Annotated in this window: 6 protein-coding genes and 3 tRNA genes; 8 read left to right on the forward strand and 1 reads right to left on the reverse strand. The window is 44.3% G+C overall.

Annotated features, from left to right (window positions below; genetic code table 11):
- Positions 1-2 precede the first annotated feature (2 nt).
- Both mvaD and ACUNWA_RS03650 read left to right on the forward strand, forming a co-directional pair.
- On the forward strand, positions 3-1,055 hold the full coding sequence (gene mvaD, locus ACUNWA_RS03645) for a diphosphomevalonate decarboxylase (RefSeq protein WP_445590523.1): 1,053 nt from the start codon (positions 3-5) through the stop codon (positions 1,053-1,055).
- The gene (locus ACUNWA_RS03650) at positions 1,042-1,950 is read left to right on the forward strand and encodes a hypothetical protein (protein ID WP_445590524.1); all 909 of its coding nucleotides are present in this window, start codon (positions 1,042-1,044) and stop codon (positions 1,948-1,950) included. The genes mvaD and ACUNWA_RS03650 overlap by 14 nt, the downstream gene beginning before the upstream one ends.
- A gap of 16 nt (positions 1,951-1,966) precedes the next feature.
- Here ACUNWA_RS03650 and ACUNWA_RS03655 read toward each other — a convergent pair whose 3' ends face one another.
- Positions 1,967-3,064, reverse strand: coding sequence for a PSP1 domain-containing protein (locus ACUNWA_RS03655; RefSeq protein WP_445590525.1), 1,098 nt, complete (start codon positions 3,062-3,064; stop codon positions 1,967-1,969).
- Between the two features lie 161 nt (positions 3,065-3,225).
- On the opposite strand from ACUNWA_RS03655, the gene ACUNWA_RS03660 reads away from it, so the two are divergent.
- The 6 genes from ACUNWA_RS03660 to ACUNWA_RS03685 all read left to right on the forward strand — a co-directional run bounded on the left by ACUNWA_RS03660 (position 3,226) and on the right by ACUNWA_RS03685 (position 8,126).
- Positions 3,226-3,645: a DUF1761 domain-containing protein gene (locus ACUNWA_RS03660; RefSeq protein WP_445590526.1), complete on the forward strand. Its 420-nt coding sequence runs from the start codon at positions 3,226-3,228 to the stop codon at positions 3,643-3,645.
- Positions 3,646-3,760: 115 nt separating this feature from the next.
- Entirely contained in the window at positions 3,761-4,954 is a 1,194-nt protein-coding gene (locus ACUNWA_RS03665) for a lipoprotein N-acyltransferase Lnb domain-containing protein (RefSeq protein ID WP_445590527.1), read from the forward strand.
- A 124-nt stretch (positions 4,955-5,078) separates the two neighbouring features.
- On the forward strand, positions 5,079-7,697 hold the full coding sequence (mutS, locus tag ACUNWA_RS03670) for a DNA mismatch repair protein MutS (RefSeq protein ID WP_445590528.1): 2,619 nt from the start codon (positions 5,079-5,081) through the stop codon (positions 7,695-7,697).
- Positions 7,698-7,822: 125 nt separating this feature from the next.
- Positions 7,823-7,898, forward strand: a tRNA-Gly gene (locus tag ACUNWA_RS03675).
- A 49-nt stretch (positions 7,899-7,947) separates the two neighbouring features.
- Positions 7,948-8,032 (forward strand) — tRNA-Leu (locus tag ACUNWA_RS03680).
- 21 nt (positions 8,033-8,053) lie between these two features.
- Positions 8,054-8,126, forward strand: a tRNA-Gly gene (locus ACUNWA_RS03685).
- The last annotated feature ends 214 nt before the right edge of the window (positions 8,127-8,340 follow it).

The raw sequence follows: 8,340 nt of genomic DNA on the forward strand, positions 1-8,340 counted from the left end.
TTATGGTGAAAAAAGAAATTTACCGGGCAGCATGGGAATGCCCGTCAAATATTGCATTGGTAAAGTACTGGGGCAAAAAAGAGGCGCAGTTGCCGATGAATCCGTCCTTGAGTTTTAGTCTGAAAAAGGCCCGAACCCAAACAAGGATCCGCATGGAAGCTTCTTCGCGGCGAAAAGTTGAGTTTTTGTTTGAAGGCCAACCTTCGGTTTTTGCTGAGCGGATTGAAAGATACCTTGCCAGCATGTCGCTGGAACATGATTGGCTGAACGATTATTCCTTCTATATTGAAAGCAGCAATACCTTTCCGCATTCTGCCGGAATTGCCTCTTCTGCATCGGCTTTTGGCGCGCTGGCGCTTTGTTTGGTCGATTTGAAAGAACAGGTGACTAAAAAGAATTTTACCGAGCAGCAGTTTTTTCAGAAAGCTTCGCGCTGGGCGCGTTTGGGAAGTGGAAGTGCCTGCCGCTCTGTTTTTCCATCCTTTGCTTTGTGGGGGCGAATGGGCGGTTTTCTTAATTCTACCGACTGCAATGCCATTCCGGTGACCGAGAAATTTCATTCGGACTATCAGTCTTTGCGGGATGCGGTTTTACTGGTTGATTCTGCTCAAAAACAAGTGTCCAGTTCTGCCGGACACCAGTTGATGAATCAGCATGAGTTTAAGCACGTGCGCATTGCGCAGGCCAATAAGCATTTAAGTGAACTGGTGCAGGTGATGAAAGAGGGCAATCACGCTCGTTTTTTTGAGTTGGTTGAAAAGGAATCACTGAGTCTGCATGCCATGATGATGACTTCCGATCCTTCTTTTATTTTATTGCAGCCCAATAGCCTTTTGCTGATTCAGAAAATACGGGAATACCGCCAAAAAAGCGGCTTGGCTCTCGGTTTTACAATTGACGCAGGGCCAAATATTCATTTGATCTATTTTGAAAAGGATAAACAGGAAGTGCACGCGTTTATCGAATCGGAGTTGTTGGCTTTAACAGAGAATGGCCAGTGGCTGGATGATCGTATCGGGAGCGGTCCCCTGAAATTAGCAAATGATGAAGTTTAATGCCAAATTATTGTTGTTTGGGGAATATGGTTTGATGTTTGGAGCCGAAGCATTGGCTGTTCCGTTTTCCCATTTTACCGGAGAACTTGCCTTTGCTGGTCAAAAGAAAGTGGCCGAGGTGGAGCAGAGTCAGCTGGATTTGGAGCATTTTGTCGTGTTCTTTGAGCAAGAAGGATTGAACGAACAAATGAATTTTCCCATCAGGCTCGATGATATTCGCCGGGATTTAAGGCAAGGACTTTATTTTGGTTCTGATATTCCGTTGCAGTACGGCGTAGGTAGCTCCGGAGCACTGTGTGCGGCACTCTATCAACAATATGGGAACCATCAGTTGGACTTGAAAGAGCTGAAGGGGCCACATTCGCTGAGCATGTTAAAGCATGATTTTTCGGTGATGGAGTCTTATTTTCATGGTCAAAGTTCAGGCTTCGATCCGTTGGTTTCATACATCAATCAGCCGGTCATGCTGGTGGGTGACCAAATCAGTCTGCCTTCAACAGAAATTCAAACACCTGGATATTCTGTTGTGCTGGTTGATACGGAAATGAAAAGTCCAACGGCACCACTTGTCCAATGGTTTGTGGGTAAAATGACTGATCCCGAATTCAAAACCAAGTTTGAGAATATATTTCTACCCGCAAATTCGCAGGCTATTCATGCTTTTATAAGTGGCGATACCATAAGGCTTTTTCAGGCACTAAAATCAATTTCAGCTTTTCAGCTCGAAAATCTTCAGCCAATGATTCCGGATGCTTTTAAGCCCGCTTTTCATGAATTACAATCTACAGGTATTCCAATGAAATTATTAGGCTCAGGCGGCGGTGGTTACTTGCTGGCCTTTGTAGCCGATGGCGTGCTTTTGCCTGGAAAACTAAAAAGCCTCAAGGTATTTTAACCTCAAGGCTTTTGGTTTATGATTTGTTATCTGCTTTTTTCGGACGGTTTGTGTTGGGCCGCTTTGAAAACTTCTTTTTACGGTTTTTCTTCTTTTGGGGTTTTTCCAGTAAATCGGTATTGACCGAGCCGACACTCATTTCATTTTCAATTTTGGCTTCCGGGCTGAGGTACTGCTCGATGGGTGGTTTCCGTCCGCGTTTGTTAAGTTGAATGATTTTCTTGACATCATCCAGGTCCAAAACCAGAGGTTTGTTGCCGTAGGCTTCTTCCAGGGTATACCAGATTTTCTTGTTCAGAATCTCGGTTTTAAAATGCCGAGCCAAACCTTTTGCTGTTTCCAGAGCCAGCAATTCATTTGGGAAATCCTCCTGGGCTTCCAGATACGTGTCTAATTCGTACATCAAACAACATTTTAGTTTTCCGCATTTGCCAGCCATTTTTTCGGCGTTGGGCGACAATCCTTGCTGGTGAGCTGCGTCTGAAGTCACACTGTCAAAGTCGGTTCGCCAGGTCGAACAGCAGAGTTCCCTACCGCAAGACCCGATACCGCCAATGCGGCCAGCTTCCTGCCGTGCACCTATTTGCTTCATCTCAACTTTGATACGGAATTCACGGGCATACCGGCGAATCAGTTCCCGGAAATCAACCCGCCCTTCGGCGATATAATAAAAGATTGCTTTGGAGTTGTCACCGCGGAATTCAACATCGCCAATCTTCATGTCCAGCTCCAGTTCATTAGCCAGTTGGCGCGAACGAACCATAACAGCGTATTCCCGTTTACGTGCCTCTTCTGCTTTGTCTTTATCGGTGGTGGTCGCTTTGCGGTAAATTTTATTCCACTGGTAGCGTTCTTGTTTTCTTATTTTTCGTTTAAACTGTTTTTCTGCCAGTGTTCCAGTCAGCGAAACCGTTCCAACATCGTGCCCCGGATTAGTGGCTACCACCACTAAATCACCTACTTTTAAAGGAAGCGTATCTTCGTTTTTGAAAAATTCTTTGCGGGTTCCTTTAAAGCGTACTTCAACAATATCTGATAAATGTGTTGTATCTGGTAAATCATTAAGCCAATCGTAGGTGCCTAGCATTTCGGGGCGGTCACCGTCAGTGTTCATACTACATCCACTACATCCCATATGCTTTGTATTAAATAATTTCAGACAAAAATATCTAAAATTATGCGCAAATACTATCTTTATTCAATCTAAATAAAGCTTGTCGTGCTGATTTCGTAATTTGGTTAACGCTTACAAATTGTGAAATTAAACTGAAAATTATGGACTTAGGAAATGTCATCTCGAATATGAATTACTGGGCTGTTTTAGTTGCCGCGCTGAGCACATTTGTGATTGGAAGTCTATGGTATTCGCCTGTTTTGTTTGGGAACAAGTGGATGGAGTTAAATGGTTTTACCGAAGAAACGCTGACGAAGGGGTTGCCCATGCCGGTTGTTTTTGGGAGCTCTTTTGTTGCCTCCTTGCTGGCGGCGTTTGCCTTAGCTTTGTTTTTAGGATCGTCAGCTGATATGGGGATGGGGTTGTTTGCCGGCTTTGTGATTGCTGTCTTCTGGATCAGCACTTCCCGGCTGAACAACATTCTTTTTGAGCAGGGAAAGCCGGGGTTGTTCCTGATTCATGCGGGCTACGACATCGTCACTTACCTGATTATGGGCGCTATTATTGGTGGTTGGCATTGATTTTTATTGATCAGGCGGAGGAGCTTTCGATCGACATCAATAACTTTTCAAAAAAGATTTTCAGGATTAAGCAGGTTTAGACCTGCTTTTTTGTTTTTTTTGAATAAAAAAAGTTGTGAATAAGATATTTCTTGCATTTACCGTTACTTTTCTGCTCTTCTTCTCAGGAGTCGTACAGGCCTTGAATTTGAGTGACGAGGCAGAAATAAGCCTGTTGACCTGTGGCCCTAGCAAGCAGGTACATGCCCTTTATGGTCATAGCGCTATTCGGGTACACGACCCCATACGAATGGTGGATATTGTGTTTAATTACGGAGTGTTTAGTTTTAGTGAACCCAATTTTGTTTACCGTTTTGCCAAAGGGCAAACCGACTATTTGCTGGCCGCTGAAAAGTATGAGAATTTCCTGGAGAGCTACCGGCGTAGCCAACGCCGTATTGAAGAACAGGTTTTGAACCTGACACAAGCTAAAAAACAGCAACTGCTTGACTATTTAATTTGGAACGCCAAGCCCGAAAACCGTGAGTACCGATACAATTTTTTTATGGATAACTGTGCCACGCGGGTGCGCGATGTGGTTGAAAAACATGTTGATGGTGAATTGGTTTTTCCTGAAGAGGCAGGTCTGGAGATGAGCTTTCGCGAACATGTTGATGAGTATCAGCGTATTTTGCCGTGGATCAATTTCGGTATTCATCTGACTTTGGGCAGCCCGGCAGATGAAAACGCAACAGCCTATCAGGAAATGTTTTTACCCGATTTTTTGAGGAATCATTTTGCGCGCGCTCAAATTCAAGGCGAAGGTGTCAGCAAGCCGCTGGTGAAAGAAACCCGAATGATTTACGATCCTGCAAAATCGGTAAAATCCGACTTCAACCTGTTATCACCAGTTTATGTTTTGAGTATTTTGTTAGCCTTGGTTATTCTGGTAAGTTACAAACAATACAAACGGAAGCAGTTTCGCCTGTGGGTCGACTATGTTTTGTTATTCATTACCGGATTGATTGGTTTGGTTTTGCTGTGGTTTGTGGCTTATTCAGAGCATCCGGCCATGCATCCAAACTATAACTTATGGTGGGCTGTTCCCGCTAACTTTTTGTTTCCTTTTCTTTGGATGGTTCGCAGGTGGCGTCCGGCCTTGAAATGGTACTGGAAGGCCTTATCGGTCTGGCTTCTTCTGTTTCTTCTTTTTAGCCTGTTGATTCCGCAGGCTTTTCCGGTTGGGTTTTACTTACTGACCGGCATGGTGCTTTGTCGGGCTTTGCTGCATAGTTTTCTTTTGTTGAACGCCAGTCATTCGGCCAACTGATCAAACTTGGTAGCCTGTCTTAAGTTGTTGAAAAGTTTCGCTGAACAATTCAGGGCAGACCTTCCTTCTTGTGCACGCATCCTTTATCTTTGTTAATCATTCAATTTTAAAATTTGAGTTCGCTTTGACAAAAACAAAAAAATATGTTGAGACCCCTTTGATGAAGCAGTATTATGCCATCAAAGACAAGCACCCCGATGCGGTATTGCTATTCCGGGTGGGTGATTTTTACGAAACATTTGGAGAGGATGCCATTAAGGCTGCCGGAATTTTGGGCATTACCCTGACCAAACGTGCCAATGGAGCAGCGAATTTTGTTGAGCTGGCTGGATTTCCCCATCACGCGCTGGATACCTATCTGCCTAAGTTGGTTCGGGCCGGCCAGCGAGTGGCGATCTGTGAGCAGTTGGAAGACCCCAAAATGACTAAGAAGATTGTTAAACGCGGAATTACGGAGCTGGTAACACCCGGCCTTTCCATTAATGACAATATTCTGGAGCATCGCGAAAATAATTTTCTGGCCTCAGTGCATTTTGATAAAAAAATGGCCGGAGTGGCTTTCCTGGATATTTCAACTGGTGAATTTTTAACTGCCGAAGGTAGTTTTGAATACATCGATAAATTGCTGAATTCATTCAAGCCCAAAGAGGTTTTATTTCAGCGCGGAAAAGGAAATGACTTTATTGCTTTGTTTGGCGGTAAGTTTTATACTTACAATCTGGATGACTGGGTTTATACCGAAGATGCGGCGATGGATCGTTTGTTACGACACTTCGAAACCAAATCGCTGAAGGGGTTTGGCGTGCAGGAGTTGAATTATGGGGTGATGGCATCGGGAGCGATTCTGCACTACCTCGATTTAACTCAGCATCACCAGTTGCAGCATATCACGTCTCTTTCGCGTATTGAAGAAGACAAATACGTGTGGTTAGATCGTTTCACCATTCGGAATCTCGAACTTTTTGGGGTGATCAATGATGGAGCGAAAACCTTGGCACAGGTGCTGGATAAAACAATTTCGCCTATGGGCTCGCGCATGCTAAAGCGTTGGATTGCGCTGCCATTAAAAGAAATTTCGGCGATCAATGATCGTTTGTCGGTGGTGGAGTATTTTATTCAGCATGATAAGCAAAAGGAAGAATTCTCTGAACAGATTCGACAAATTGGTGATTTGGAGCGCATCATTTCCAAGGTGGCTGTGGGACGCATCAATCCGCGCGAAGTAGTGCAGCTGCGTACGGCTTTGCGGGCGATTGAGCCCATCAAGGACTATTTGGGTCGTTCTGATCAGCAGGTGTTGAAACGGATGGCAGAGCAGCTGAATCCATGTCAGACGATTCGTGAGCGGATGGAGCGCGAAATTACCAATGATCCGCCAGTGCAGGTTCATCGCGGCAATGTTATTCAGGAAGGGGTTTCTGATGAATTAGATGAATTGCGTAAGCTGGCTTATTCCGGGAAAGATTACCTGGCTCAAATGCAGGAGCGCGAGTCAAAACGAACAGGCATTCCTTCGCTTAAAATAGCCTTCAACAATGTGTTTGGGTATTACATTGAAGTGCGCAACACGCATAAAGATAAAGTTCCTGAAGAATGGATCCGCAAGCAAACCTTGGTTAGCGCTGAGCGATACATTACCGAAGAGCTTAAAGAATACGAAAGTAAGATTCTGGGGGCCGAAGAAAAGATATTGGCACTCGAAGCCCGCTTGTATAATGAGTTGGTCATCGCCTTGTCGGAATACATTCAGGCTGTTCAGATGAACGCTGCAGTTATTGCCCGTTTAGATTGTTTGTTGTCTTTTGCCACTTCGGCTAACGAGTCGAACTACAACCGCCCGGAAGTGAATGATTCGGTGAGGATAGAAATTAAGGCAGGTCGGCATCCGGTGATCGAACAGCAGCTGCCGATTGGTGAGTCCTACATTAGTAACGATGTGATGCTGGATCAGGAGAACCAGCAGGTGATTATCATTACCGGACCAAATATGGCGGGTAAATCGGCCTTGTTGCGGCAAACAGCCCTGATTGTACTGATGGCTCAAATTGGCTCTTTTGTTCCTGCCAGAGAAGCTAAGATTGGTTATGTCGATAAAATTTTCACTCGGGTAGGGGCTTCCGACAATATTTCATTGGGAGAATCCACGTTTATGGTTGAAATGAATGAGGCCGCCAGCATCTTGAATAACTTGTCGGATCGTAGTTTGATTTTGCTCGACGAGTTGGGACGAGGCACGTCAACCTACGACGGAATATCGATTGCCTGGTCCATCGTTGAATACATTCACGAGCACCCGAAAACGAAAGCCAAAACACTTTTTGCAACTCACTACCACGAATTGAATGAGATGGAAAAATCATTCGGACGGGTGAAAAACTACAATGTTACCATCAAGGAAGTAGGGAATAAAGTGATTTTTCTGCGGAAGTTGGTTCGTGGAGGCAGTAACCATAGTTTTGGTATTCATGTGGCAAAAATGGCAGGCATGCCACCTTCGGTTGTCAATCGGGCCGATGAGATTTTGGGAGAGCTGGAAGCAGCCAACCGGAAGGATGGTTTAGCTAAGCCGCTGAACGGCATGGCAGAACACCGTGAAGGCTATCAAATGAGTTTTTTTCAACTTGATGATCCCGTGCTAAAACAAATTCGGGATGAAATAAAAAATATGGATATTGACAATTTGACTCCTATTGAGGCACTTAACAAGCTGCATGGTATTAAGAAACTCTCCGGCTTAAAGTAGGAATTAAGCGGAGAGTTCAAATTTCTCTGATTTTTTAAAAATTATTTTTGGAGAAAGGAAAATTAGCAATATATTTGCATCGCTGTTTTCAAGAGCACGACAACAGCAAGTTCTTTAAAATAGATGCGAGAGTAGCTCAGTTGGTAGAGCACGACCTTGCCAAGGTCGGGGTCGCGGGTTCGAATCCCGTCTCCCGCTCCATTCTTAAAAGTAAGTTTGGGGAAATCGAAATGTTACTTTTTGAAAGAATGCCCGGATGGTGGAATTGGTAGACACGTTGGACTTAAAATCCAATGACCATTGTGGTCGTGCGGGTTCAAGTCCCGCTTCGGGTACATTTTGTACTTATTATTGTTGCGAGAATAGCTCAGTTGGTAGAGCACGACCTTGCCAAGGTCGGGGTCGCGAGTTCGAGTCTCGTTTCTCGCTCAATACAAAAGCACTTCATGAAAATGAGGTGCTTTTTTTGTTTCCCATGATTCGTTCGGATCAATAAAAGCCTCGAGATCCTTTTTGTGTTTATTCTAATGATTGTGGAGTTCACCTTGTGTGGGGTATGTTTTTTGGGCTCACCCGTAAAATCCGGTGGATTTCCATTTTTCAAGCAAAAATTTTAGCTACTCTAAAAAGAAAGTATTTAATA

The organism is Sunxiuqinia sp. sy24, from assembly GCF_052677165.1.